Source organism: Rothia sp. P6271 (assembly GCF_048512995.1).
Taxonomy (GTDB): Bacteria; Actinomycetota; Actinomycetes; order Actinomycetales; family Micrococcaceae; genus Rothia.
The window spans coordinates 253080-278557 of sequence record NZ_JBLXXV010000001.1 but is presented as its reverse complement, the minus strand read 5'-3'; the positions used below and the strand labels follow the sequence as shown (position 1 = coordinate 278557).

Annotated in this window: 23 protein-coding genes, 1 tRNA gene and 1 pseudogene; 13 read left to right on the top strand and 12 right to left on the bottom strand. The window is 47.9% G+C overall.

The window, feature by feature from the left end; genetic code table 11:
• Window positions 1–27: 27 nt before the first annotated feature.
• From ACN08X_RS01245 to ACN08X_RS01235, 3 genes are all read right to left on the bottom strand, one after another.
• Window positions 28–2016, bottom strand: coding sequence for an ATP-binding cassette domain-containing protein (locus ACN08X_RS01245; RefSeq protein ID WP_419107675.1), 1989 nt, complete (start codon window positions 2014–2016; stop codon window positions 28–30).
• Between the two features lie 5 nt (window positions 2017–2021).
• Entirely contained in the window at window positions 2022–3158 is a 1137-nt protein-coding gene (locus ACN08X_RS01240; protein ID WP_419107674.1) for a secretion protein HlyD, read from the bottom strand.
• Between the two features lie 106 nt (window positions 3159–3264).
• A complete protein-coding gene (locus ACN08X_RS01235) occupies window positions 3265–4143 on the bottom strand; it encodes a hypothetical protein (RefSeq protein ID WP_419107673.1) in 879 nt (292 codons plus the stop codon).
• Between the two features lie 263 nt (window positions 4144–4406).
• Between ACN08X_RS01235 and ACN08X_RS01230 the strand changes: the two genes are divergently transcribed.
• The 5 genes and pseudogenes from ACN08X_RS01230 (at window position 4407) to ACN08X_RS01210 (ending at window position 8196) form a co-directional block, all read left to right on the top strand.
• Window positions 4407–4862, top strand: a complete 456-nt coding sequence (locus ACN08X_RS01230; RefSeq protein WP_419100915.1) for an FAS1-like dehydratase domain-containing protein — start codon at window positions 4407–4409, stop codon at window positions 4860–4862.
• Window positions 4863–4864: 2 nt separating this feature from the next.
• On the top strand, window positions 4865–5323 hold the full coding sequence (locus ACN08X_RS01225) for a MaoC family dehydratase (RefSeq protein ID WP_419100914.1): 459 nt from the start codon (window positions 4865–4867) through the stop codon (window positions 5321–5323).
• A gap of 19 nt (window positions 5324–5342) precedes the next feature.
• A pseudogene (locus ACN08X_RS01220) lies at window positions 5343–6656 on the top strand (MFS transporter); the annotation flags it as partial.
• A gap of 5 nt (window positions 6657–6661) precedes the next feature.
• Window positions 6662–7759, top strand: coding sequence for a UDP-N-acetylmuramate dehydrogenase (locus ACN08X_RS01215; protein ID WP_419107672.1), 1098 nt, complete (start codon window positions 6662–6664; stop codon window positions 7757–7759).
• 101 nt (window positions 7760–7860) lie between these two features.
• Entirely contained in the window at window positions 7861–8196 is a 336-nt protein-coding gene (locus tag ACN08X_RS01210; RefSeq protein WP_419105638.1) for a TIGR02611 family protein, read from the top strand.
• 124 nt (window positions 8197–8320) lie between these two features.
• Here the strand turns inward: ACN08X_RS01210 and asd are convergent, their stop codons facing one another.
• The 7 genes from asd to ACN08X_RS01175 all read right to left on the bottom strand — a co-directional run bounded on the left by asd (window position 8321) and on the right by ACN08X_RS01175 (window position 16514).
• A complete protein-coding gene (gene asd, locus ACN08X_RS01205) occupies window positions 8321–9460 on the bottom strand; it encodes an aspartate-semialdehyde dehydrogenase (RefSeq protein WP_419107671.1) in 1140 nt (379 codons plus the stop codon).
• 71 nt (window positions 9461–9531) lie between these two features.
• Window positions 9532–10164, bottom strand: a complete 633-nt coding sequence (locus tag ACN08X_RS01200) for a dihydrofolate reductase (RefSeq protein ID WP_419107670.1) — start codon at window positions 10162–10164, stop codon at window positions 9532–9534.
• Between the two features lie 35 nt (window positions 10165–10199).
• Window positions 10200–11024, bottom strand: a complete 825-nt coding sequence (locus tag ACN08X_RS01195) for a thymidylate synthase (RefSeq protein ID WP_419107669.1) — start codon at window positions 11022–11024, stop codon at window positions 10200–10202.
• Between the two features lie 175 nt (window positions 11025–11199).
• Window positions 11200–12195, bottom strand: a complete 996-nt coding sequence (locus tag ACN08X_RS01190) for an NUDIX hydrolase (RefSeq protein ID WP_419100907.1) — start codon at window positions 12193–12195, stop codon at window positions 11200–11202.
• A 125-nt stretch (window positions 12196–12320) separates the two neighbouring features.
• Entirely contained in the window at window positions 12321–14561 is a 2241-nt protein-coding gene (locus ACN08X_RS01185; RefSeq protein WP_419100906.1) for an RNA degradosome polyphosphate kinase, read from the bottom strand.
• Between the two features lie 63 nt (window positions 14562–14624).
• On the bottom strand, window positions 14625–15707 hold the full coding sequence (gene mshD / locus ACN08X_RS01180) for a mycothiol synthase (RefSeq protein ID WP_419100905.1): 1083 nt from the start codon (window positions 15705–15707) through the stop codon (window positions 14625–14627).
• 132 nt (window positions 15708–15839) lie between these two features.
• Entirely contained in the window at window positions 15840–16514 is a 675-nt protein-coding gene (locus ACN08X_RS01175) for a winged helix-turn-helix transcriptional regulator (RefSeq protein WP_419100904.1), read from the bottom strand.
• Between the two features lie 217 nt (window positions 16515–16731).
• Here ACN08X_RS01175 and ACN08X_RS01170 point away from each other — a divergent pair, with 217 nt between their 5' ends.
• The 3 genes from ACN08X_RS01170 to ACN08X_RS01160 all read left to right on the top strand — a co-directional run bounded on the left by ACN08X_RS01170 (window position 16732) and on the right by ACN08X_RS01160 (window position 19579).
• Window positions 16732–17481: a hypothetical protein gene (locus ACN08X_RS01170; protein WP_419100903.1), complete on the top strand. Its 750-nt coding sequence runs from the start codon at window positions 16732–16734 to the stop codon at window positions 17479–17481.
• Window positions 17482–17755: 274 nt separating this feature from the next.
• Window positions 17756–18439, top strand: a complete 684-nt coding sequence (locus tag ACN08X_RS01165; RefSeq protein WP_419100902.1) for an FABP family protein — start codon at window positions 17756–17758, stop codon at window positions 18437–18439.
• Between the two features lie 3 nt (window positions 18440–18442).
• A complete protein-coding gene (locus ACN08X_RS01160) occupies window positions 18443–19579 on the top strand; it encodes a YgfZ/GcvT domain-containing protein (protein WP_419107668.1) in 1137 nt (378 codons plus the stop codon).
• Between the two features lie 87 nt (window positions 19580–19666).
• On the opposite strand, the gene ACN08X_RS01155 is transcribed toward ACN08X_RS01160, so the two are convergent.
• Both ACN08X_RS01155 and ACN08X_RS01150 read right to left on the bottom strand, forming a co-directional pair.
• Complete coding sequence (locus ACN08X_RS01155; protein ID WP_419100900.1) at window positions 19667–20698, bottom strand: 6-phosphofructokinase; 1032 nt, start codon at window positions 20696–20698, stop codon at window positions 19667–19669.
• A 252-nt stretch (window positions 20699–20950) separates the two neighbouring features.
• On the bottom strand, window positions 20951–22156 hold the full coding sequence (locus tag ACN08X_RS01150; protein ID WP_419107667.1) for a pyridoxal phosphate-dependent aminotransferase: 1206 nt from the start codon (window positions 22154–22156) through the stop codon (window positions 20951–20953).
• Window positions 22157–22481: 325 nt separating this feature from the next.
• On the opposite strand from ACN08X_RS01150, the gene ACN08X_RS01145 reads away from it, so the two are divergent.
• From ACN08X_RS01145 to rplA, 5 genes are all read left to right on the top strand, one after another.
• Window positions 22482–22554, top strand: a tRNA-Trp gene (locus ACN08X_RS01145).
• Between the two features lie 85 nt (window positions 22555–22639).
• Complete coding sequence (secE, locus tag ACN08X_RS01140; protein WP_419100898.1) at window positions 22640–22906, top strand: preprotein translocase subunit SecE; 267 nt, start codon at window positions 22640–22642, stop codon at window positions 22904–22906.
• Between the two features lie 58 nt (window positions 22907–22964).
• Window positions 22965–23747 carry a transcription termination/antitermination protein NusG gene (nusG, locus tag ACN08X_RS01135; protein WP_419107666.1) on the top strand — a complete coding sequence of 261 codons (783 nt, stop codon included), beginning with the start codon at window positions 22965–22967 and terminating at the stop codon, window positions 23745–23747.
• A 298-nt stretch (window positions 23748–24045) separates the two neighbouring features.
• A complete protein-coding gene (gene rplK / locus ACN08X_RS01130) occupies window positions 24046–24474 on the top strand; it encodes a 50S ribosomal protein L11 (RefSeq protein ID WP_419100896.1) in 429 nt (142 codons plus the stop codon).
• Between the two features lie 121 nt (window positions 24475–24595).
• Window positions 24596–25291: a 50S ribosomal protein L1 gene (gene rplA / locus ACN08X_RS01125; RefSeq protein ID WP_419100895.1), complete on the top strand. Its 696-nt coding sequence runs from the start codon at window positions 24596–24598 to the stop codon at window positions 25289–25291.
• Window positions 25292–25478 lie beyond the last annotated feature (187 nt).

Below are 25478 nucleotides of genomic sequence, written 5' to 3'. Positions count from 1 at the left end.
CATGTATGGGGGGATGGGATAGAAGTTTTACCCTTCAGAGAGGGTTTGTACCGGTTCAACACGAGATGCCTTAAACGCGGGGTATAACCCTGCTAAAACACCAACAAGCAAACCGCTGAGCAACCCGATACCTATAGTTTCTGCACCGATAATAGGTGTCCACTGGTTGATGAGGCACACAACGGCAATGACATTGACGGCTAAAACAATGCCCGCAATTGTTCCAATGACACTGACCATGATGCTTTCGGCGGCTATCTGAAGAAGAATACCGCGAGGGTCTGTACCAATAGCAAGCCGTAACCCGATTTCTTTACGGCGTTCAATGACAGCTACAAGAAAAGTATTCATAATGCCAATAGCACCAATACTAAGCGTCACTAACGACATCGCGATAAGGAGGTTCTTCTGCTGCGTATCTACCGCATTTCGAAGGGTCTTCGGCTCAGGTGGTAAGACCGCGGTAAATTTTCCTGGGCGGTCTGGAGAAATCGTATATACGGCTTCTTGCCCTACCTGATTTGTTGCACCCGGGTCTGTCGCGAGAATAATTTTCAGTGGTTCTGTACTGATACTGCCAGCATCTTTTAACGTGAGCTTTGAACCTAATGGAACATAGATGGAAGCATAGGTTTCAGATAATGAAGGATTCTCTGAAACGACGCCAATAATGCTGATAGGAACACCCTTAACGTAAAGATATAAACCTTCTGACCACGTGATGTTGAGCCTTTGTAATAAACCTTCCCCGACAACAGCAACCTGATCGGCTCTTTGGCTATGGCCTTGGTCGAAAAGTCGACCTGCAATAAGGTTTTGTCCTTGTGCAACAAAGACGCTGCTTGTTGCACGATATACAGAGGCGTCGACAGGCGTTGTTCCCTGAAAATAGTTCGCCTGTCCCAACACAGGGGCAGACGTCACGATAGCCCCCGATACTACTTGCTTCATTAACGCAACGTTTTTAACTCCGTGAAGATTTTTGAGGTTCTTATAGGGTGCAGATTGCTCTAACTCAAGAATTTGCTCTTGAGTCATCGGAGTTTTTGAAGTCTCCTCTAACGTGACGCGCTGAGCAAGAAACACATCGAATGCGTCCGAAAGCTGCCCCGAGATAGTTGCTGTAAGCCCCACCGTCAAAACTAATGAAGCAATACCTAAAGCTACTGCAAACATCGTAAAAAGGTTACGTCTCATGCGATGTATCGACGCGTCAAAAGCTTCTTTGATACTTGCAACAAACCACCGTGGACGGTTCATTTCTATTGCGTGCACCGGTACAACAGAAGAATCTTTGACTCGTTGAGCAGTATTGGCAGAAGGACGATAACGAGTATCCTCGACCAGCCTGCCTGATTCAACACGTAAACAGTGGTCACATTCTCGCGCAACATCGCTATCGTGTGTGACCACAATGGTCGTTTGCTCTTCGCCTGTGACCTCTCGTAGTAATGCGATAACTTCTTGGGTTCGTTCTGCGTCTAAAGAGCCTGTGGGCTCATCACATAAAAGAACCTTTGGTTCTGTCACCAGTGCTCTAGCAATGGCAACACGTTGTTTTTCGCCGCCAGAGAGGGTATTAATTTTTGCGTAAAGACGGTGCGATAACCCAAGCCGTTCAATAATGGCTTTCACTCGTTCTGCACGTTCTTGCGGTGGTACACCTTGGTATATCAGTGGTAGTTCAACATTTTTAAAGACATTTTTATGGTCAATGAGGTGAAATGCCTGAAAGACAAACGCAATTTTATGCAGTCTAAGGAGCGCTCGCTCTTTGGCGTTAAGGGCTGAGGTATCTTCCTCGTCTAGAACATAAGTTCCTTCATCGGGAGTTGATAGTAACCCGAGGATGTTCAATAGGGTGCTTTTACCAGAGCCAGAAGGCCCAAGGATGGCGATTACCTCACCATAATTGAGGGTGAGATTGAGCTGTTCAAGGACGGTGATGTGCTCTTCGCCTTGAACGAATCCTTTGGAGAGATTCTCAGCGATGACGCTATGTTCTTGAGTCGTCATAGAATCTATGCACCTACCGGTATTTTGACGTGTTCTCCGGGGGCGAGCTCGTGTCCTTGGGCAGTAATTGCGCTTTTACCTTCTGCCGAGAAAATCACCTGAATAGGGATTTCCTCTTCAGAATCCCCTTTGACGAGAGTGATTTTATCGGTTCCATTTCGGTTGAAGATTGCTGAGGTTGGTACAACGAGCTGGTCTTCTGGCGCTTCTTGTAGGACGAGCACTCCTCGAACGGTTCCTTCGTTGGCGGAGAGTTCTTCGGGGATATTGAGAACAAGCTTTTTCTTCTCTTGAGGTGCGTTGATGACTGGTGGCGTACCTTCATTGTGTGGGAGTGCTTGTTCTGGTGCGTTATCAGTATTTTGCTGTTGGGTGGGGGTGGTGAGTCGGGCTGTGTATTCGGTGTTAGAGAATGCGGGGAAAAGAATTTTCTGCCCGTCTTGTGCTTCGGGGGTGAGTTCTCCTGATGGGCCGGTGCACAGGAGTTCTTTGGTGCCAGCAGCAATACGTGCTAGTGGCTCAGTTTGAGCGTCTCCGGTGCTTCGTGGTGCGCTAATGACGGTGGATGGTTCGCTCAGGACAATAAAACCTGAGACAGGGATAGTGTCTTCGTTCTTTAGCGGTGGGTACCCAAAACCCGCGTAGAGGGCGTTGAGAGCACGGTACGTTTCGGCGGTGATAGTGGCACCTTGATTTCCCATCAAGCCGAGCTCTTGAAGGTTGTTGTTGAGTAGTTCGGCATCGGGACCAGAGTCTTCAAGATGTAGGTCTCGGTAGAGGGAGAATCCTCCAATGAGTGCAATTACAGGGGAGCCGTTGATATCTGCTAGGTGTGATCCTTGACGGAGTACCTCATCTTGGACGATATCAATATTGGTGTATTGTCCGTTGGGAGCGATATTACGGGGCTGTAGATTTGTTGTGCCACTGTACCCAGGTGTGCAGATGACGTCAGTAACGGTGCGTAGGCGTTCTTTAGTGACTTCTGCTGTAACGGTTGATGGGGGTGGTGCAGCTGCTTCTGCTGCTTTTTGGGCGGTTGTTTTAAAGCTCATAGCAAGAATGAGCGAACCGATGGTGATAGCGCAGAGAATCACTACGAGGAGAATGACCCAAAGCTTGGATGTTTTGGTAGCCGTCATGAGATGTCTTTCTGCTCAGGGGCGCAACGTGTAGGGAAGGGGCACAACACGATATGAGTTGGGGTTTCACTTGTCGTAGTGAAACCCCAACCTGAATATCTATTGTTTATGGTGTTTGCTGAATGATTTTGGGTGCATTTTCTTCAGCAGTTTTCTTTGCTTGGGCGATATTTTCAATCAAAGCTGGTTTATCGTTGAGCAAAGTCGTGTAATAGGCGTTAGATAGTGTTGCCATTTTTTGATCGTAGCCGGTTTTTTCACGGCATTGTGCATCTTGTACGGCTGATTCAACGGATGAATCATGTTTTCTGGCTTCAATCGTATTAGGGACGTCTTGATGAAAATCTTCTTTCATGCACTGTGACCACTCTTGTTCAATTGTTTTTACTTGAGGGTCTTTCCAGATTGCTTGGCGGTACGGCTCTACGATGGCTTGCGGACCTCCCACAAAAATAACACCGGCTTCAGGTGTGCCAAAAACTTCTTGATAGCTTTGGGCAAGACAACCGTCTTTAGCGATAGCACCACCTATGCCTTCTACGCTAACGCTACCGTTCATGGGGTTTCCCATGATAAATTCTTGGGCTTGAGGATCGTCTTGCTGGACGATAGATTTTTCAATGACGGCGTCTCCATTACCGTAACCGTATTGGCGTGCATGTTCGAGAGAAAGCGGCGAAAAAGTTTCTTTTTGAACGCTATAGGTGGAGAGTGGAACCTCTACGATATGTGCCCCATGCTGAGCAACACACTGAATCAACGCCTTTTGCTGCGCCTTATGCATCGTTTCGGTCACAGAGAACAACTGATTAATTTTCTCCATCGCCTGCGGGTCAGGATTTTGCGCCGGTTTAATATTTGCCGGTACAACCTGCGAAGAATGAGACTGCTCTTGGGCTTCACCAGAACAGCCTGCTAAAGCAAGAAGCGGAATAACCACAGTAGAAGATAAAACTCGCATGAAAAAAGTACGCTGCACGGACATGGAATATTCCTTTATATCTTTATTGTCTCAGCCCTGAAATAACACTCAACGGAATTACCTCACAGGTAAAGCACTATAACCTTTATCTATTCTGTGCTCCAGATTACCCCCACTGTTTATCTGCTACAAGCAGACTCTCAATAAAACTTGAGATTTCCAAAACAATATCAATAAGGGAATAACCAGCACCTTCACACCGACAGCACATCACAAAAACAAAGCAAGAATAGGTCATCTTCACCTCAAAGCTATAGACTAAGACCATGCCCAACACCCAAAAAATTAACCCCGAAATCCTCGGAAAAACATACACCAACAACACCCCCTACACCGTTGGAAAAGAACACATCCGAGAATTTGCGCACGCAACACAAGCACAATCACCCCTACACCACGACACCAAAACCGCACAAAAAGCCGGCTATCGTGACATCATTGCACCACCAACCTACGCCATCATCTTGGCACAACAAGCAGATAGCCTACTCATTCAAGACCCAGAATCAGGCATTGACTTCAGCAGAGTCGTCCACGCCGACCAACGATTCACCCACCACCAACCCATCACCGCCGGAGATAACATCATCACCTCCGTGCACGTAGAAAACCTCCGCATGATCGGCACTAGCGCAATGCTCACCACACGTGAAGAACTACACACCACCGATGGCGAACTACTGAGCACCTGCACCACCTCACTACTCATTCGAGGAGAATAACCATGAAACCAACCTTCAACACCCTCGAAAAAGGCGAGAACATCGGCAACACAAGCTTTTCTATTAGCCGAGCCGACCTCATCAAATACGCCGGAGCATCAGGAGACTACAACCCCATCCACTGGAACGAACGGTTCGCACAATCCGTAGGACTACCAGGAGTCATCGCCCACGGAATGTACACCATGGGGCTAGCCATCAACCTCGTCAGCGAATGGGCAACCGACCCCGGCGCCATCATCGACTACCAATGCCGTTTCAGCAAACCCGTCATCGTTCCCGACGCACCAGCACAACAAAACCCCCAAGAACCCACCGCAACCGTGCACGTTTCAGGAAAAATTGCAGAACTCTACCCCGACACACAACAAACACGAGTAGACCTCACCGTCACCACCACAGACGAAAACGGCAAAGAACAAAAAGTTCTCCTCAAAGCACAAGCCATCGTACAACTCTAAAAACAAACAACTTCACACTACTGGTCGAAAGGGCATCCGGTTGGTTTCAACCCCTCTGAGCAGAAAAGACATCAACACCTGGTACCGAGCTATTCTGGCAATATTCTTTGCCAGCGGACTAGCATTATCGGGGCTGCTAGCACGCCTACCCGATATCGCTCACGGGCTAGAACTCTCTGCCGGACCCATGGGGCTACTCCTTCTCGCCCAAACACTCGGCTCCTTCCTCGCTGTTACCGCTTCAGGAATACTCGTCTCACGCTTTGGCGCTAGACGTTGCTTAAAATTCTGTTACTCAATTTCCACCTGCGGTTTAGCAGGAGTCGGCATCGCCGTACACTACAGCAACATCCCCCTCGCCGTCATCTGCCTCAGTACCATAGGCCTAGGTAGTGCCGTCTCAAACGTCTCAGCTAATGTCCAAGGCGTCGCTGTCGAAAGAGCCTTAGGGCGATTCGTCACCTCCACCATGCACGGCTTCTTCTCTATTGGAACCGTCATTGGGGCACTACTGAGCGCCCTCGACACTCAACTTGGGATACCATTCCTCTGGCACAGCATCTACTTCGCTTGCCTTATTGCCATCATCGTTGCATACTCCATCTCACAATGCCACAGCGAACACTACGGGGCAGAAGATACCCACACCATGCAACAAGTATCCTCCTACAAAGTACGCGACGCATGGCGCGACAAACACACCATCTTCATCGGATTATTCGTCCTCGGAATGGCGCTCGCCGAAGGTTCCGCCAACGACTGGGCAGCACTAGCACTCACTCAAGAATATGGAGCAGACGCTACCACCGGTTCCATTGGCTACGCCGTATTCGTAGGAGCCATGACTTTCGGACGCCTCAGCGGCACATGGTTCCTCAACCGCTACGGTAGAGTGCCCGTCATACGTGCCACTTGCACCTTAGCCCTATGCGGGCTGAGTATCTTCATCTTCGCCCCAAACGTACTCATCGGATTCCTTGGTCTACTCATCTGGGGTATCGGTGTTTCGCTTGGATTCCCCACCGGCATGTCAGCAGCTTCAGACGATTCTCACAAATCAGCGGTGCGCGTCTCAGTCGTATCAACCATTGGATATGCAGCCTTCCTCGGCGGACCACCACTACTTGGACTACTCGGAGAACACTTCGGTATCCGCCAAGGACTCTCTATCGTCCTCGGCTTCATCCTCCTCTCCATGTTCCTCACCAAACACCTCAGACCACCAGAAAAAACCACACAACACCGCCCCATATACACCGAATCTTTGCCCATAATAACTTCGATACAGGTTCATTCAGAACAGAATGAACAACCGCCACGCACGCTAGACTAGAGAACGTGAATGAAATGTTGTTGAAAGAAATAACCACCGCAGAAGTTGGCGGACCCGCAAAAACCTATATTCGAGCATCCTCCGAAGCAGATATCATTAACGCGCTCAAAGATGTACAGCAACGCTCAGATGCTCTTCTAATTATCGGTGGAGGCTCAAATATCCTTGTCTCAGACGAAGGCTTCAACGGAACAGTACTCCATATTGTCTCCGAAGGCATAGAAATCCTTGACGCTGATAGCAACGAAACAACCGTCACCGTCCGTGTACAAGCTGGACACTCCTGGGACGGATTCGTAGAACACGCAGTGAACGAAGGCTGGTCTGGGGTAGAAGCGCTCTCTGGTATCCCCGGAACCGTTGGCGCAACCCCCGTACAAAACGTCGGCGCCTACGGCTCTGAAGTAGCGCACACCATCACACAGGTACGCGTATGGGATAGAAACACCAACGAAATCATCACTTTCAGCAACGAAGAACTCCACTTCTCCTACCGAGACTCACTCCTGAAACAACACATGTCTAACGGGCTCTCCCGCTATGTTGTGCTCAGCGTCGTCTTCACCCTCGAAAAACGAGCAGAATCTGCCCCTATCCGATATGCAGAACTAGCCCGACAACTCGGAGTTAATGCAGGAGACCGAGCAGAACTACAAGACGTACGAGAAAAAGTGCTGATGCTACGCGCATCAAAAGGAATGGTGCTAAACCCACAAGACCGAGACACCTATTCCACCGGCTCCTTCTTCACCAACCCCATTATCGACAACACCCAGCTCAAAAATCTTCCACAAAACGCGCCACAATACCCCGTCTACGATGTACAAGGAAACCTCATCGACGGCAAAACTAAACTCAGCGCGGCATGGTTGATAGAACACGCCGGATTCTCCAAAGGTTTCGGGCTAGACCGCGAGCACAACGACATCTGCGGTGCTAGAGCATCACTGTCAACAAAACACACTCTGGCCATCACCAACCGCGGAAACGCGCAATGCCAAGACATCCTAGCCATTGCTCGTACCGTACGTGAGGGCGTAACCCAAAAATTTGGTGTCCATTTAGTACCAGAACCCGTCATGGTCGGCATAACGCTAGACTAACTCACCAGCATTTATCGGAAACTCACCAGCTTTTTAGGATATAAATAGTTTTTACACTCCTAACGATGAGCGCTTGATAAAAGTGGGAAGGCCTAAAAACAATGTCTTTAGACCAAGAAATTAATGAGAGCCAAGATAGCAAAATCCACCAAAAACTAGCGAAGCTACGAAACTTTATGAGTAAACACCCGCTACTTTTGGTCATACACCGTTTCATCGTTATTACGCTAGGACTCCTCTGCATTCTCGCCGGAATCGTCATGCTCGTAACACCCGGTCCAGGATGGCTCTTCATCTTCCTCGGCATGGGGTTATGGGGCACCGAATTTGCGTGGGCACACCGCCTCAACCTCTGGGCTAAAGCAAAAGTTATCGGTATCTGGCGCCGTTTTAAAGCACGATCTGAAGAACGTCGCCAACGAAAAAACCAAATATAAAACCTACACACCATAAAAATACGCGGTATGTGACGAACTCTCTCAGAGCAGTCAAATACCGCGTATTTTTATCAAGAAGCTACACCCGCCACAACAACATGAGCAAGGCGAACAAAAAACCCTCTTATAGCTTTCCCGTCACAATATTGAGCATACGACGTACCGGCTCAGCAGCACCCCACAATAATTGGTCACCTACCGTAAAAGCACTCAAATACTCTGGTCCCATCGACATCTTCCGCAAACGCCCAACCGGAATCTCCAAAGAACCAGAAGCAGCAACCGGAGTCAAATCACGCATAGAATCCTCACGAGTATTCGGAACAACCTTAGCCCACGGATTATCCTCATCAATCAAACGCTCAATCTCAGCCAACGGGATATCCTCCGTAAGTTTGAGCGTCAAAGCCTGAGAATGAGAACGCATCGTCGCAATACGCACACACAAACCATCCATCAAAATCCGCTCATCATCGGAAAGCCCCAGAATCTTCTGCGCCTCAACTTCAGCTTTCCACTCTTCACGAGACTGCCCCTGACCCAAATCGCTATCAATCCACGGAATCAACGAACCTGCCAATGGCACACCAAATTGTTCAGTATCTAGCTGACCAGAACGCTGCTTTGCAAGAACCTGACGGTCAATATCCAAAATGGCTGCGGCAGGGTCGTCAAGATCCGCACTGACCTCAGCAGACACATCACGGAATTGCTTGAGAACCTCACGCATATGGCGGGCACCGCCACCAGAAGCTGCCTGATAAGTCATCGAACTAGCCCACTGGACAAGACCGTTCTTGAATAAACCACCAAGACCCATCAGCAAACAGGAAACAGTGCAGTTACCGCCCACAAAATCTTTAACACCCGATTCAAGGGCACGGTCAATCACATGACGGTTCACCGGATCAAGAACAATCACTGAATCATCGTTCATACGTAAAGTGGACGCTGCATCAATCCAGATACCGTCCCAACCGCGTTCGCGCAACTGGGGATGTACTCGTGAAGTATAGTCGCCACCTTGAGTGGTGAGAATGACACGATGACGCGCTAAATCCTCAATATCATACGCATCATGAAGAACGTCGTTGGATTCTGCCCCTTTAAACGAAGGAGCTGGTTGACCTGCCTGAGAGGTGGAATAGAAGACGGGAGTAATACCTGAAAAATCGTCTTCTTCTTCCATACGTTTCATCAGCACAGACCCAACCATGCCACGATATCCAACAAAAGCTACTGAGTCACCGGTCGTAAAATTCATAGGGACAGTCTACCGCGCCTGAAGGAACAGAACCGAACCTACGGTTCATATATTGGTCAGAACACCCCGCATTATGAACGAATAAGACGCTCAATGACACAACGAACAGGGCTGTTCTTCTCACCGGCGCGAGGGCTAATCCACCCCTGCTCACTGACGAAAGAACGGATTGTCTCAACAGCAGCAAAAGATTGTTCATCAATGATGGGAGCGAACACGTCAGCGTCTTCTACTGCAACATCAAAGGTGGTGCGAAGAATCTGCTCAACAGCACCGGAACGTACTACCGGTAAATCGGTACGGTGAAGTGCCTGCTCAAATAATTGTGCACCGCCGATAAGCCAAATATTCTGCGCTGTATCATCGTCTTCTGAAATAGCCTGACAGGGGGCACCGACGTCAAACTTTTCTGGAGTAGCAGCACCTTCAAGAGCCTGCTCTAAAGAACCTACCCACAACGCACCATCACGCTCAACCGGCGCACTAATAGAACGAGAAATAACAATATTAAAACGGTTCGGCAGCGGACGGAACGCCTCGGGGAAAGACTCCCACGTCTTACGACCCATCACCACAGCTGACCCTGTTGTACGTTGCCGGAAGAAACGCAAATCTTCGGACACATGCCACGGCATAGTGCCCTCACGTCCCATCGCTCGGTTTGCTGCCTGAGCCCAAATAGCGTGAAGAACAAAACTACTCATAACGGGGGTATTCCTTAGCCAGAATAACCTGACGCCTAAACGGCGATAGGCGCTTTAATGGTTGGATGCGGGTCATAACCTACAAGCTCAAAATCTTCGTACTCGTAGGTTTCTAACGTAGCATCACGAATCTCTAAAGTGGGGTAGGGGCGAGCCTCTCGCGAAAGTTGCTCTCTCACCTGTTCAAAGTGGTTGGAATAAATATGGCAATCTCCACCACTCCAAATAAACTCACCAGGAACCATTCCCACTTCTTTAGCAATAATATGCGTCAAAAGTGCATAGGAGGCAATATTGAACGGTACGCCAAGGAACATATCAGCAGAACGCTGATACAACTGGCAGCTTAACTCATCAACACCATCTGGACGGTGAGTAACATAAAACTGAAAGAGAGCGTGACAAGGAGGCAACGCCATCTGGTCTACTTCTGCAGGGTTCCACGCCGAAACAATATGACGGCGAGAATCCGGAAAATTTTTTAATGACTCAATAACTTGCGCAATCTGATCTACACTATGCCCGTCAGGAGTTGGCCAGCTACGCCATTGCACACCATATACGGGGCCTAAATCACCGTTTTCATCTGCCCATTCATCCCAGATGGTGACACCGCGCTCTTGTAACCAACGGACGTTAGAGTCTCCGCGCAAAAACCATAGAAGCTCTAAAACGACTGACTTAAAATGAACACGTTTTGTGGTGATGAGGGGAAAAGACTCCCTCAAATCAAAACGCATCTGCCGACCAAAAACTGAGCGGGTGCCTGTACCGGTACGGTCTGCTTTATCTTGTCCCTGCTCCATAATCTCGGCTAATAAATCTTCATAAGGGGTAGGAACAGGCTGTGCAGATGACATATCTTCACAGGATGTAGGAATGGATGAGTTAGACGCTGGAGCAGAAGAGAACATAGGAAAATCTGGTAGACAACAATAAAATTAGATACCAGTTATCTTATCCTACGTAAAATAAGAATAACCTCTCTCCTAGAAAAAGAGAGAGGTTAACAACACACCTAATATGGTGAGCTGATTAGTCGTCAAAAGAACGAATACGCTCCCACGAGACAATACGCGTAGGACGTAACTTACTGATATGAAGCACCAACAACTCACCCAACTCTAAACGTGGGTCACGAGAAGGAAAATTTTTGGCTACAGACTGAGGAACACTCTTTGCAAAAACCTCAACAACCGTCGGCAAAACAGGACGATGAGTACACAAAGCCACCGGATATTCCTTATCGAAAAGTGATTCCACAAAACGTACAACACGTTTAGGATGACGATGATGAGAATCTTCTGTCAAAGTAGATTTCTCTTTGATAGTGATACCCGTATTTTTAGTGTATGCAGCCACTGTTTGCATACAGCGTTTCCACGGTGAAGAATAAATTTTTTGAGGAGCCCAAGCCTGTAAAAGTCGGCATACCGATAATGCTTGACGTTTTCCCGTTGCCGCTAACGGGCGTTCCCCCTCGGCAGCTGTCCACGTTGAACGTGGTTTAGCTTTTGCATGACGAATCACCACAAGAGAACGAGTTGCAAGATCTTTTTGTTCCCAAAGACGAACTAACGCTTCAAGAGGTTCTTGATCTGTTTCGTTGGTTAGCATGGTAAACGCCTGTTCTGGCGTGACCCAGCGCAATTCATCTACCTCACCCATATCGGCGTGAGGTTTTGTGGTAGCAGATACTTCCGCAGCCCAATAGTAAACATGTTTTGTTTTACGTTTAACAGGGTATTCGGTGCGGGCCAGAGGCACCCCAAGAGTAACGTCTAACCCCACCTCTTCACGGACTTCACGGATAGCAGTTTCAGCAATTGTTTCGCCACTATCTTGTTTGCCTTTAGGCCACGACCAATCATCATAGCGAGGACGGTGGATGATGAGAGTCTCTAAACGCTCATGCTTATAACGCCAGACGATACATCCTGCTGCCGTAACAGGTACTTCGTTATCGCTAACACGTGTCACCGAATAATCGTCATCACAACGATGAGCAGAATACACCGACTCTTTTGCCATAGCGGAGGGGCCTTACCTGTGTGTGAACAAAGAATGTCTTGTGGAAGAAAACCTTCCACAAGACATTCTAAAGAACCAAAGCGTACAAATGATAATCCGCTTACGACTCAAACTCTAAAAAGTTATTATTTTCCTTGTCGACGCTCTCGAGATTCCAAATAATAGGATTGAACATCTGTTAGCGGATTGCCGTCCTGATCCAGATAATGACGTTTCCACGTACCTTGACTATCAAGGTGCCAGCTTGAGGTGCTATCTGAAACATAGAGGTCAAACATATCCAACAGATATTGTTGGTGGGCCTCATTCTTGATAGGGACTAACGCTTCTACACGACGATCAAGGTTGCGGTGCATCATATCTGCAGAACCGATAAAAATTTTCGGTTCTGAACCATTAGCAAAGGTAAACACACGAGAATGTTCTAAGAAACGCCCCAAAATGGAACGCACCTGAATGTTCTCTGATAAGCCCAGAACTCCAGGACGTAAAGAACAAATGCCACGGACAACAACATTGACCTTAACACCGGCTTGAGAGGCGCGATAGAGAGAGTCAATAATTGCTTCATCCACCATGGAATTACATTTAATCTGAATCTTTGCTTCTCGACCAGCAAGCTGATGTTCAATCTCACGGTTAATATGCTCAATCAGCCCAGAACGAATAGAATGTGGCGCCACAAGCAACGACGTATAACTTGTTTTGGGAGCATATCCTGAGAGCTGATTGAACAGACGTGAGACATCTTCTGTAATTTGTTCATCACAGGTGAGCAGACCCAAATCCTCATAGAACCGTGCAGTAGAGGGATGATAATTACCCGTACCGATATGGCAGTAACGACGGAGCTTGTCGCCTTCCTTACGAACAACCAGCGAAAGTTTACAGTGCGTTTTAAGCCCCACAATGCCATAAACCACATGGACACCAGCACGTTCTAGCTTACGCGCCCATTTAATATTGGCTTCTTCATCAAAACGTGCCTTGATTTCGACAAGAGCAAGTACCTGTTTACCGGCTTCAGCAGCTTCAATCAGCGCATCCACAATCGGAGAATCTCCAGAAGTGCGGTACAACGTCTGCTTAATGGCCATAACATTCGGGTCTGCAGCTGCCTGTTCCAAAAATGCTTGAACACTCGTTGCAAAAGAATCATAAGGATGGTGGAGCAGCACATCATGTGAACGTGTTGCCGCAAAAACTTTTGCAGCTTTTGATGTTTCGTTCTCATTGAGCCATCGTGAAGTGTGAGCAACATGCTTAGGATAATGCAAGGCTGGACGATTAGCTTTAACAATGGGGCTCATACCACGCAAATCTAAAGGCGCTGGTAGCTTATACACTTCAGATTCTTCGATGCGTAGCTCAGAGATGAGCAAAGATAGCGTATAGGGGGTGATAGTGTCTTCAACCTCTAGACGTACCGGAGGGCCGAAACGACGGCGGAGCAACTCTTTTTCGAGAGCTTTGAGCAGGTTTTCTGCATCATCTTCTTCAACCTCTAAATCTTCGTTACGGGTTACACGGAACGCATGCTGTTCAACAATTTCCATGCCGGGGAAGAGATAATGCAAGTTATGAGAGATAACTTCTTCAAGGGAGATAAAACGTGCTTCACGTGAAGGAGAGTTCAGCGCACGAGACCCATCTAAAGAAATCATACGATCAATTTGATCGGGAACTTTCAGACGCGCAAAGAGGGATTTGCCGCTTTGCGGACTACGTATGACAACCGCAAGATTCAACGATAGCCCCGAAATATAGGGGAAGGGGTGTGCTGGGTCTACAGCCAACGGAGTAAGAATAGGAAATACCTCAGATAAGAAGTATTGGGTGAGGCGTTTTTGCTCTTCTTTGGTGATGTCTGACCAGCGAACAAGATAAATATTCTCTTGTGCCAGCGCAGGGAGAATTTCTTGATGGAAACAACGGTGCTGACGTTCCATCAGCTGATGGGCAGAGTCTGCAATCTGTTCCATTTGCGCATCTGCCGATAGGCCAGCGGGGGTGGGAACAGCAATACCTGTTGCAATACGTCGACGTAAGCCTGCTACGCGCACCATAAAGAATTCATCGAGGTTTGACCCAACGATGGATAAGAAGTTGAGACGCTCAAGCAAATATAAATCGGGGTCTTCTGCTAACTCTAAAACACGAGTATTAAAATCTAGCCAGCTTGTTTCTCGATCTAAGAAACGTTCTGGGCCGAAGTCTCCTTGAATATCTGGAAGCACAAGTTTCTCTACCGCCTCAATGCGGTCTCCTTGAGTTTTTGCACGTTCGATTTTGCTAATATCTGTGACGATATGCTGAGAATTCTCCTCAGCAGCTATCGGACGCTGACGCTGAACTTTTTCGGCCATGATGTTCCTTTCAACGGTAGAACAACGGGTATATGTAAGTTTTATAAAAATGAGCTCAGGTGTTTAGTGTGCTGTTATGGCATACATAATGTCGGTAGAAAGAGACTCAAAACCTATCTGACGGTAAAGATTCCACGCGGCATGGTTTTCTTCATCGACATATAAAATAATTCGGTTCAAAGACGAGCCGTCTTTGAGTCGTGCTTGTGCCAGATAGTTCATCCCCTCAAATAAGAGTGCCTTACCAAGATTTTTTCCTTGATGTTCAGGGGATATCGCAAGAACATAGACTTCGCCTTCTCGAAGCTTTTGATGTTCTTGTCCTGCCGGTATTTTGGTCCAATGAAAACCTGCAAGTTGTGGTGTCTGTTTTTGGCCATCTTCTAGGGGCTGTATGGTTTCAAGAAGTAAGAAACCCTCAGCGTTAAACCAATCGGCGTGGAGTCTTTGAGCTAAGTCTTCTGCGGTAAGTGATCCTTGCTCTGGGTGTTGTGCGAAGGCCTGAGCGTTAAGCTCTAGCCACTGCTGGTTATCAGTACCTGGAATAAACGGACGCACCGTGTACTCTGCTGAAATAGGGTTGTGTCGAACTAATTCTGATAGTTGCTGACGAGAGCTTGGTGTGAGCTCAAATTCAAGCTGGTGTAGACGTCGTACCGGCTCGAGGCCATGACGTTGCGCTAAATGCGTAGAACGTTCAATGAGCTGTTGGCCCTGTTCTGCACGAACCTGATGCGCCCACGCTACGCGAGTATAGTGCGGGTAATCTGTGTCGATACGCTCAAAGAGCTTTTGTGTGAGCACCGAACCAAGACCTTGCCCTCGATATTGTGGGTGCACACCCCCCTCTATAAGAAGTTGTGTACCTTCAACGTTTAATGCAAGAAACACCCCTATGAGGGTCGTGCCCTCATACATGCTGACCCCCACCATGGGCGATGGTTCTTGCCCTGAGCTATGGCAGATTCTATCGACCAGAAGAAGAGACTGCTCTGAGAACGGGCACGTCCCTTCTAAGCTGAGTAAAGATTGGGCAAAATCGTGTATTGACCGTGAGAGAGCAACAGTGCAGGTGTTAAACTCTTGCACTTCGCGATAAGACATGACAACGTCACCGGATTCTTTACGTATAGATATAGAGGACAAATAACTATCCTCTTAACTCTACCGTGAGTGATGGTTTATGAAGCGAACAAGACGCCACAATGAGATGAGAAGATCCCCTAAAATCTCGTTAAACAACCAGTGAACAGGGCATAACCTACGATTCTCAACGGTTTAGGAACGTGGAGCGTTAAAACTATATCCAACATTGCGCACAGTCGAAATGAGGTGCTCATGCTCAATCCCTAATTTTGAGCGTAAACGACGGATATGCACATCTACTGTACGAGTGCCACCAAAATAATCGTATCCCCACACTTCTGATAGCAACTGACTACGAGTAAAGACTCTTCCCGTATGTTGTGCCAAGAACTTGAGCAGCTCAAACTCTTTATAGGTAAGGTTCAAAGGAGTCCCGTGCAAACGGGCAGTATACGATGCCTCATCGATAGTGACAGAACCGCTTCGTATTACGGTTGAGTCTTCGACTTCTTGCTCTATATGAGCGGTGACAAGACGCAAACGTGCTTCTAACTCTGCAGGCCCTGCAGAATCAAGAATGATATCATCGACCATCCACGTGTTAGACACTGCCGCCATACCGCCTTCGGTCAGCACCATGACAACAGGAACGCTTAAACCGGCAGCCTTGAGAAGCTGAGCCGTATTGCGAGCTGTTACAAGCGCCTCTCTGGCATCAATAAACACCACATCAGTATTTTCGGTATCAATCTGCGCTACAGAGAGATTTAACGGTGCCTGTTCACATCGATGACTCAACAAATCTAAAGCTGGTAACACCTGAACAGGAGAAGGAGAGAGATCCGAAAGTAAAAGAATATGAAGCATCTTTCGTTATCTCTCCTTGATACATCGGACGGTGTTGAGTTCGTACTCTACAAAAACAATATGTAGACCATCATATAAAACTTATGTTGAACTGAACACGACGTGAACCGAATATGGATACGCCTCTTAAGAAAAACACTAGGTAGAGTAGTTCCTAAGAAGACATTGCAGAAAGTTCTTGAGAAGATATCGACGCTCAGCGAGAAAATAGGCATATATGGCTAAAACACCCCACCGGGCAAACAATTACATCTACCGAAACTTCATCCCACAACTTAGAAAACACCGTGATCAGGTGATGTATTCAGGGCGCATCGGCGCTATCGGAAGAACAACATCTTCACGGTATCGTCTTGTAGCTCTCTGCGCATTTTTCTCTCTTCTATGCTTTATCGTCACTTCTTTTTTTAGCCCCACCTTGACTGCTGGATTCGGTTTTTTGGTGGTGGCTCTTATTGCGGGAGGATGGCCTGCGGCAACCGGCGTGGCTGAACTACGTCGAGTCAGAAGAATCTACTCTCACTCCGTAATTATTCTGCTCAGCGGGTTGTGTGCGGTCGCTATGACTCTCACTATCCACACTCAACAACAGCGACTCTACCTCCTACCTGCTATTGCAGCGTTAGGCGTCGTTGCAAGCTTCCTGATTGAGCTTTCTCGAGGAGAAGGCGCTCGCGGTAGATTAGAGTCGGTGATAGCGTGCTCTACTGGCGTTTTAGCTTCTGTTTCCGTTGCTGGATGGGTAGGGCTGGCTAATGTGTATCAGAGCACTCATTCTCCGTTTCCGATGATGGTGGCGGGGACTGTCGTCTGCGTATTAACAGCGTTAGTTGGTGCACGTCTTGTCTCTGCTGGGCCTCAAGAAGGGCCTCGACGAGGGGCCGTAACATTGGGTGTTACGCCGGTAGCCTTTGTGGGAGTCATCAGCTATGTTATCGCGATTATGCTCACATCTATGATAGGGTGAAGCCCATGAACGTTGCACTAGAAATTTTCTTTCTTTGCCTACTAGCTTTCTCGGGGGCATGCATCTTCGGAAGCATGTTTGCTGTTGTTCGAGGGCTTTTTAAAGGGCAAAAATAATATTTTCCAATCGTCGACTCTATGAGAGGTGTTGACGCTCACTGTAGAGCGTTAACACCTCTTTTTTATTGAGTTCTTCTGTGCACCAGAAAATATAAGTTTTTTGTTGGTGTAGCTGTAGTATCGCGCAAAATTATGATGGCTTATAGACTAGAACCATGCCTATTGAAATTCCCAGTAACTTAACCCCCGAACTTGTTCCACTCTCATGGCTTCTTGGCACGTGGGAAGGTACCGGAACCCTATGGTACGACGAAGAAAACGGAACACCATTTGGTCAAATCATGACATTTACACAAGATGGTTTACCATTTGTCGAATACCGTGCAGAGTCCTTCCTCCTTGACGATGACGGAAACAAACTGCGCCCGCTCACAGTAGAGACTGGTTTCTGGCAGGTTGACAGAACCCAATGCGATGCAGATGTTGGGCCAGGACTCAAACCTGCTGACATCGTACCTGCGTACCCTGACGCCGAATCAGTTGAAAAACTACGTAACGGTGATGACGGGTTCAACATTCTTGCTGCTATTACTCACCCCGGCGGTATTAGCGAAAACTATGTAGGGCTCATTAAAGGCCCTGTTATTCGTATGCAAACCGGAAACCTCATGCGCGATGAAATCTCTAAAGAATACGCTGGTTCAGTGCGTCTTTGGGGTTTGGTCAATGGGAACCTCATGTGGGATTGGGAAATTGCTGATCAAGAGGGAAAACTCCATAAACATGCTTCAGCAGAACTACGCAAAACAGGTTCCATGAGCGGTCTGGACCTTGGCGGACATGTCTTTAACACCGAAGCTGAAACTTCCGAAGACTCTTCGAAAGATACTGAGAACTAGAAGATGGCAGAGTACCTTAGCCCTCTTCATCAGGCATACGGCGTATTTGCTGGTTCTGGCGTAGACGCACCTGTAGCGGCACATTATGGTGACCCCATCAGAGAGCAACGACGTATCAGCTTAGGTGCTGAACGCCATGTCATTGCTGATTATTCTCATCTTGGGGTAGTTACCGTTGGTGGGTCGGATCGGCATCGTTGGCTTAGTTCTCTCTCTTCACAAGAACTTTCGGGGCTGTCTGCTCACCATAGTACTGAGTTGCTATTACTTAGCCCACAAGGGCGTATTGAGTATGCCCCGTATGTTCTTGAAGACGGGGAGAAACTCTGGCTAATATGCGAACCAAAACAGAATCAGCCATTGACCGAGTACCTCAACTCCATGAAATTTATGCTCGATGTGACGGTTTCTGATGTCAGCGAAGACTATGCAGTGCTGTGTTCTTGGGATGACCCTCGTACGAATACTCAGGCGCCGGAGGCCCTCTCGAAAGCTCCGTGTTGGGAAGACCCCTGGCATAGCGTTTGTGTTGGGGGAGTCAGCTACACCGAAATAGACGCACAAGAACATCCTGCCTGTGACTACCAACGTTTCATGTCTATTATCCCTCGCGAAGAACTCCTAGATATTGCTAGTGCTTGCGAGCTTGTAGGCATGTGGGCTGCTGAAGCGTTGCGTATTGAAGCGTGGAGACCTCGATATGCAACGGAAGTCGATCATAAGAGCATTCCCCATGAGCTAGATTATCTGCGAAGTGCAGTGCATCTTTCTAAAGGCTGCTACAAAGGGCAAGAAACTGTTGCTCGGGTGCATAATTTGGGGCATCCTCCTCGTCGTCTAGTGTTTCTTGACTTAGATGGTTCTGAACATACTTTGCCAACTGTTGGCGCTGGCGTGTATTTCAATACTCGGAAAGTAGGGGTTATCACTTCTGTCGCTCAGCACTGGGAAGCGGGGCCTATTGCACTAGCTGTTATTAAACGCTCTGTGGATCCTCAAGCTCCGTTGCGTGTTGTTGATGAGTTGGAGGGTGCTGGCGAAGTTCATTATGCAGCGGCTCAGACCGTTATCGTCTCTGCTGATGCAGGGCAAGCTGTTGGGCGCCAAGAACGTCGCCAATTCTTACGTCGTGAAGAATAATCCTTGGTGATACGACTGAGGGCTTTGGGTGTACTACTTGTGGTAGTACACCCAAAGCCCTCAGCTTTTATGAGGTGGCTCTATTCTTTAGCGCCCAAAAAGAACTTTAGCTTCATCCCAGCGTTCTTGAGGGACGCTCTTGAGTCCGTCAAGTGCTACTGAGAGGTCTACACGGTTAATGTCGGTGCCTTGAAGAGCTACCATCTTGCCCCAGTCTTTATCATGAACCATGTCGATAACTGCCATACCAAGACGGGTAGCTAGAACACGGTCAAATCCGGTAGGTGCTCCACCTCTTTGGATGTGACCAAGAATGGTGTTGCGCGTTTCAATTCCGGTAATTCGTTCGAGTTCTTGGGTGACGTATTCTCCGATACCTCCGAGACGGGGACGGCCGTCTTTTTCGAGGCCTTTATTGTGGAGGACTTCGTCGAATCCTTCGGGGATGAATCCTTCTGCAACAACAACCAAGGGGGAGCGTCCACGTTCGTAGACTTCGCTGACCCATTTTGCCACTTGTTCCATCGAAACTTTTTGTTCGGGAATGAGTACGGCGTGAGCGCCTGCAGACATGCCAGAATGTAGTGCAATCCAGCCGACGTGGCGTCCCATCACTTCTGCAACCATGCAACGGTGGTGAGATTCACCGGTGGTGCGTAGACGATCCATTGCGTCGGTTGCGATGGATACTGCGGTGTCAAATCCGAAGGTGTAATCGGTTGCTTGGAGGTCATTATCAATTGTTTTGGGAACACCAACAACAGGTAGTCCTGCATCTGCTAGGCGTTTAGCGCCGGCTAGGGTTCCTTCGCCACCAATTGCGACGATAGCGTCGATGTGGTTGCGTTCCATCATGATTTCGATGTTTTCGGGGCCACCGTGTGGTCCGTCAAATGGGTTGGTGCGGGAGGTTCCGAGAATTGTTCCGCCTTGACGTGCTAGACCGCGTACCTTGGTACGGGGGAGATCCATATAATCTCCTTCGACAACGCCACGCCAGCCGTCACGGAATCCGACGAACTCATGTCCGTAGGTTTTGATTCCGTTAAGTACAGCGCCGCGAATGACGGCGTTGAGTCCTGGGCAGTCGCCACCGGAGGTGAGTAGACCAATTTTCATAACGTGCGTCTCCTAAAGTCCCACAACGTAAAGTTGGGTTTTTATGTTTTTTGCTTCTGCGTCACCTTGAATTTGTGTGTGTTTTACCTGAAGTAAAACCTGAAAAATCAAGAGTTTCTACGGAAACCTATCCTTCAATCTATTGTAATGAATTTGGTGTTGTGTGGGTAGTTGTGGGAGTTGTTGGTGTGTCTGAATCAGGTGACATAACTCATAAATCAACAGGGATAAGCCACTACCACCACGGAACACCTACACTGCAGTCGCTAAAAGTTTCTGAATGCGCCCTAAACCTTCGGCTAAATCGGCATCTCCTAACGCATACGATAAACGCAGATAACCGGAAGGACCAAAAGCCTCACCGGGCACAACCGCTACCTCTGCCTGATCCAAAATCACTTCTGCAAGAGTTGCTGAACTGTCAATAGTGACACCTCCGATGCTCTTGCCGAAGAGCCCGCGAACATCTGCATAAGCATAAAAAGCACCTTGAGGAGTTGGGCAGAAAACACCATCAATGGAATTGAGTCCTTCTACCATAGTTTTTCGTCTGCGATCGAAGGCTTCGTGCATAGAATGCACTGCATCAAGAGGGCCCGAGACAGCGCAAAGTGCAGCCTGTTGCGCAATATTGTTGACGTTAGAGCTCAAATGGGATTGCAAGTTTGTTGCCGCTTTAACAACGTCTGCTGGGCCATAAAGCCAACCAACACGCCAGCCAGTCATTGCATAGGTCTTTGCAACACCGTTGAGAATAATGGCATAGTCGGCTAATTCTGGAACAGCTTTGAGGATAGAAGTTGCTTGAACGCCGTCATAGGTGAGGTGCTCATAAATCTCATCTGAAATGACAAAAATCTTTTTCGACAATGCCCATTCCCCAATAGCTTTTGTTTCTTCGGGGGTATATACCGAGCCGGTGGGGTTTGACGGAGAAACAAAAATGAGGGCTTTCGTGGTAGGAGTATAAGCTGCTTCGAGCATCTCTACATTTACTTTGTAGTCTTGATGCGAGTCTGCAAAAACTTCGATGGGATTTCCTCCGGCAAGACGAATAGCTTCTGGATACGTCGTCCAATAGGGGGCTGGTAAGAGGGCGTCATCCCCGTCTCCGATAACGGTTGCAAAAGCCTCGTAAACTGCTTGCTTGCCGCCGTTGGTGACAACAACTTGAGAGGCCTCAATATCAACGCCTGAATCACGTCGTGTTTTTTTGACGATTGCTTCCTTGAGAGCTGGCAAGCCGGGCGTTGGGCTATACCGAAAATTCTGTGGATTTTTTAGCGCTTGAGCTGCTGCCTCAACGATGTAATCGGGGGTGGGAAAGTCTGGCTCTCCTGCAGCAAATCCAATGACTGGTCTACCCTGTGCGATAAGAGCTTTTGCTTTGGAATCAACAGCCAAAGTTGCAGAAGGTGCAATAGCTCCAATGCGAGGGGAAATACGTTGGGTAGTCATTCTCGAGACCCGCTTTCTGTACCGTAAGTTTTAGCGATACTTTGCTCAAAAAATATGCTCGTATCACCATGCTAAACAATCTCAAGGCATCATGACGAGACTCTGCCGAGATAAACTTCCGAGAAAAATAGATGTTTCACGGTGAAATAACAGTTTTCTTACTCAAAGAAGTGCTTGTTTGAACGTGAAATATGCAATAAAAAGTGTTGCTGGAATTGCCAAAGGCAAAATAATCCCTTACAGTAGTCTTTGTTGTTCGCAACCGAACAATACTGTGCTGTCTGCAAGTTATCGCTTATACGACAACACATGAACGAAAGTTCAAAGGGTGGTGGCTCAATTGGTAGAGCAGCGGTCTCCAAAACCGCAGGTTGCAGGTTCGAGTCCTGTCCGCCCTGCAATAGCTCCGTAAAGAATTCAATAAAAAGACGTTAATCTAGACGTTTTTTGAGATGGACCTAAGCAGAAAGGGGCGGGCCTGCCATGGCTGAAACTGCCACTAACGGAACCGCCGCCACTCAAGAGGACGGCGTAACAAAACGTCGCGGAATCTTCGCGCGTATCTTCCAATTTATTCGTGAAGTAATCAGTGAACTCAAAAAGGTTACGACCCCCACTCGCAAAGAGCTCGTCAATTACGTCATTATTGTTTTGGGCTTCGTTACTTTCATGATTCTTCTCATCTTCGGTCTTGATTATCTATTTGGTCAGGCTGCGTTCTGGATTTTCGGAAACGGAACAATTAAGTAAACTTTTAAGAATCTGCAACTAATAGAGCCAGATAAGTTCAAGAGAAAGTAGGAGAACCGTGTCCGAGCAGGAACTTGCACACGAAGCGCAGGAAGCTGTTGAGGTTTCTGAGCAGGCTACCGCTGATGACGCGCAGGTCGAGGTAGAAGACGCTCTAGACGTTAACACGTCAGAAGAGACCCTCGAAATATCAGAAGAAAACTCTTCTGAGGAGGAATCTGCTGTTGACTCTGAGCCAGCTGTTGACCCTCTAGAGGCTTTTAAATCTCAATTGCGCCGCCAAGAGGGCGACTGGTTCGTCGTTCATACTTATGCTGGTTTCGAGAACAAGGTTAAAGGCAACCTCGAATCTCGTGCGCAGACTTTGAACATGGAAGAGTACATCTTTGAAGTACAAGTTCCTATGGAAGAAGTCAAAGAATACAAAAACACTGTCGAAAAAATTGTTCGCCGTGTTCGTATCCCCGGTTATGTTCTTGTGCGCATGGAACTAACCGATGAATCATGGGGTCTTGTTCGCCACACCCCCGGTGTTACCGGATTCGTTGGTTCTGACGCCTACAACCCTGTTCCTCTACGCCTTAACGAAGTCATCGATATGTTGGCTCCCGTATTTGTTGAAGAACAGGCGAAGGCTGGCAATATTGAGCCTCCTCAACCTCAAATCGAGGTCGATTACGAAGTGGGAGAAACCGTCAACGTTAAAGACGGCCCGTTCGTGGGATACCCAGCAACCATCTCTGAGATTAAGCCAGAATCTTCTTCCTTGGTTCTTCTCATTTCTGTCTTCGAGCGCGAGACTCCTGTAACGGTATCTTTCTCGCAGGTTGAGAAAGTCTAAAACCATATTGATTTTTTGATAAAGCTCTCACGATGGGGTGTTCTGTACATCTGTATGGAACACCCCATCTTTTTAACAAGAGCTTTGGGCGCAAGGAATAGGCCTTATTCTTTGTGTTGAATGAGACACTATATTTTGAGGCTTTTTCTTGGTAAATATCTCATAACCCGTTAGAATTGTGGTTTGTATGCGCGCGTTTACGCTTGCGCCTACGCATATCGACGGTCGCGCCACGACTGTCACCCGCCAGCGTCACGCTCCTGTGCGTTGGTTCAACAGCTAAGAAAAGGACCTAACATTGGCTCCCAAGAAGAAGGTCGCAGGCCTCATTAAGCTGCAAATTCAGGCTGGTGCCGCTAACCCGGCTCCTCCCGTTGGCCCTGCATTGGGTCAGCACGGTGTTAACATCATGGAATTCTGCAAGGCATACAACGCTGCAACTGAATCCATGCGTGGAAACATCGTTCCTGTAGAAATTACCGTATACGAAGATCGTTCATTCACCTTCGTAACGAAGACCCCTCCAGCTTCTGGCTTGATCAAGAAAGCTGCTGGCGTTGCTAAAGGCTCCGGCGTTCCTCACACCAACAAAGTTGGTTCTATCACCGAAGCTCAGGTTCGCGAAATTGCGGAAACCAAAATGGTTGACCTCAACGCAAACGATATCGATGCAGCAGCAAAGATTATCGCGGGCACTGCACGCTCCATGGGTATTGAAGTTAAATAACTTCACCACCTAAATAACCCAAAATAATTTTTGGTTTTTGAAAGTATTTATCACCCGTAAGGGTATGTGGCAGAGTCGAGCGCGACTCAAAAAGACCACAACTGCATAAGGAGAAAAGCAGATGGCAAAGCGCAGCAAAGCGTATCAGGCAGCTGTAGCCAAAATTGAAGAGGGCAAGCTTTACACCGCCGCTGAGGCGATTGAGCTTGTTAAAGACATCTCTTCTGAAAAAGCACATTCAACCGTTGAGGTTGCAATGCGTCTTTCCGTAGATCCTCGTAAGGCAGACCAGATGGTACGCGGTACCGTCAACTTGCCAAACGGCACCGGTAAGACCGCTCGCGTTGTTGTTATCGCCGCTGGCGATAAAGCAGCAGCTGCAGAAGCAGCAGGAGCGGACTTCGTTGGTTCTGACGAACTCATCGCAAAGATTGCTGGCGGATGGACTGACTTCGACGCAGCAGTTGCTACCCCCGACATGATGGGCAAAGTTGGTCGCTTGGGTAAGATTCTTGGCCCTCGCAACCTCATGCCTAACCCTAAGACCGGCACCGTAACCATGGACGTTGCAAAGGCTGTTAACGACATCAAGGGCGGAAAGATTGATTTCCGTGTTGACCGTAACGCAAACTTGCACTTCATTATCGGTAAAGCTTCTTTCACTGCTGAACAGCTCACCCAGAACTTTGAAGCAGCTCTTGAAGAAATTCACCGTTTGAAGCCTTCCTCTGCAAAGGGTCGTTACATCTCCAAGGTAACCGTTGCTCCTACATGGGGCCCTGGTGTACAGATCGACCCTTCCGTGGTCGCTATCTAAGGACTTCATAAATATTTTCTATAACAAAGAAAGTATTCTTCGTTGGCTCGTACCGATATCGGTACGAGCCAACGTCGTTAAAACCCCACATTAAGTGATACCTATCCCATCGAGGTGTTAAAGGTTGCAAAGTATGGGGTGTATGTGGTTTGATAGAAGAACCAAAGACCGCCGGTCTGATTTTTGA

What these genes read in the sequence shown, in the direction of transcription:
- ACN08X_RS01200 (WP_419107670.1), bottom strand. Translation starts at nt 10,164, where the DNA reads ATGAGTAGTTTTGTTCTTCACGCTATTTGGGCTCAGGCAGCAAACCGA.
- secE (WP_419100898.1), top strand. Translation starts at nt 22,640, where the DNA reads ATGGCTGAAACTGCCACTAACGGAACCGCCGCCACTCAAGAGGACGGC.
- rplA (WP_419100895.1), top strand. Translation starts at nt 24,596, where the DNA reads ATGGCAAAGCGCAGCAAAGCGTATCAGGCAGCTGTAGCCAAAATTGAA.
- ACN08X_RS01195 (WP_419107669.1), bottom strand. Translation starts at nt 11,024, where the DNA reads ATGTCATCTGCACAGCCTGTTCCTACCCCTTATGAAGATTTATTAGCC.
- ACN08X_RS01165 (WP_419100902.1), top strand. Translation starts at nt 17,756, where the DNA reads ATGCCTATTGAAATTCCCAGTAACTTAACCCCCGAACTTGTTCCACTC.
- ACN08X_RS01240 (WP_419107674.1), bottom strand. Translation starts at nt 3,158, where the DNA reads ATGACGGCTACCAAAACATCCAAGCTTTGGGTCATTCTCCTCGTAGTG.
- ACN08X_RS01230 (WP_419100915.1), top strand. Translation starts at nt 4,407, where the DNA reads ATGCCCAACACCCAAAAAATTAACCCCGAAATCCTCGGAAAAACATAC.
- ACN08X_RS01245 (WP_419107675.1), bottom strand. Translation starts at nt 2,016, where the DNA reads ATGACGACTCAAGAACATAGCGTCATCGCTGAGAATCTCTCCAAAGGA.
- ACN08X_RS01210 (WP_419105638.1), top strand. Translation starts at nt 7,861, where the DNA reads ATGTCTTTAGACCAAGAAATTAATGAGAGCCAAGATAGCAAAATCCAC.
- ACN08X_RS01175 (WP_419100904.1), bottom strand. Translation starts at nt 16,514, where the DNA reads ATGCTTCATATTCTTTTACTTTCGGATCTCTCTCCTTCTCCTGTTCAG.
- ACN08X_RS01190 (WP_419100907.1), bottom strand. Translation starts at nt 12,195, where the DNA reads ATGGCAAAAGAGTCGGTGTATTCTGCTCATCGTTGTGATGACGATTAT.
- ACN08X_RS01170 (WP_419100903.1), top strand. Translation starts at nt 16,732, where the DNA reads ATGGCTAAAACACCCCACCGGGCAAACAATTACATCTACCGAAACTTC.
- ACN08X_RS01150 (WP_419107667.1), bottom strand. Translation starts at nt 22,156, where the DNA reads ATGACTACCCAACGTATTTCCCCTCGCATTGGAGCTATTGCACCTTCT.
- ACN08X_RS01235 (WP_419107673.1), bottom strand. Translation starts at nt 4,143, where the DNA reads ATGTCCGTGCAGCGTACTTTTTTCATGCGAGTTTTATCTTCTACTGTG.
- ACN08X_RS01225 (WP_419100914.1), top strand. Translation starts at nt 4,865, where the DNA reads ATGAAACCAACCTTCAACACCCTCGAAAAAGGCGAGAACATCGGCAAC.
- ACN08X_RS01155 (WP_419100900.1), bottom strand. Translation starts at nt 20,698, where the DNA reads ATGAAAATTGGTCTACTCACCTCCGGTGGCGACTGCCCAGGACTCAAC.
- asd (WP_419107671.1), bottom strand. Translation starts at nt 9,460, where the DNA reads ATGAATTTTACGACCGGTGACTCAGTAGCTTTTGTTGGATATCGTGGC.
- ACN08X_RS01160 (WP_419107668.1), top strand. Translation starts at nt 18,443, where the DNA reads ATGGCAGAGTACCTTAGCCCTCTTCATCAGGCATACGGCGTATTTGCT.
- ACN08X_RS01185 (WP_419100906.1), bottom strand. Translation starts at nt 14,561, where the DNA reads ATGGCCGAAAAAGTTCAGCGTCAGCGTCCGATAGCTGCTGAGGAGAAT.